This is a genomic window from Paenibacillus sp. EKM206P, from assembly GCF_011066155.1.
GTDB classification, from domain to species: Bacteria; Bacillota; Bacilli; order Paenibacillales; family Paenibacillaceae; genus Paenibacillus; species Paenibacillus polymyxa_D.
Map to the genome: position 1 here is coordinate 1 of NZ_JAAMNQ010000105.1, position 288 is coordinate 288.

Consider the following 288-nt stretch of genomic DNA (forward strand, 5'->3'; position numbering starts at 1 on the left):
GAACACGACCGTTAAGCCCTCCAGCGCCGATGGTACTTGGACCGCAGGGTCCTGGGAGAGTAGGACGTCGCCAAGCGATATCCTTTAGAGGATGATAAATTTTTACATGTTAGGGCCTTTAGCTCAGCTGGTTAGAGCGCACCCCTGATAAGGGTGAGGTCGGTGGTTCGAGTCCACTAAGGCCCACCACTTCTAGAATAACAAAAAGATTGGGGCCATAGCTCAGCTGGGAGAGCGCCTGCCTTGCACGCAGGAGGTCAGCGGTTCGATCCCGCTTGGCTCCACCAA

General features: G+C 55.2%; 2 tRNA genes and 1 rRNA gene. All 3 read left to right on the forward strand.

Annotation, left to right across the window (positions count from 1 at the left end):
• Nucleotides 1-76, forward strand: a 5S ribosomal RNA gene (gene rrf, locus G9G53_RS26980); the annotation flags it as partial.
• Between the two features lie 36 nt (nt 77-112).
• A tRNA-Ile gene (locus tag G9G53_RS25910) sits at nt 113-189 on the forward strand.
• Nucleotides 190-211: 22 nt separating this feature from the next.
• Nucleotides 212-287 (forward strand) — tRNA-Ala (locus tag G9G53_RS25915).
• The last annotated feature ends 1 nt before the right edge of the window (nt 288 follow it).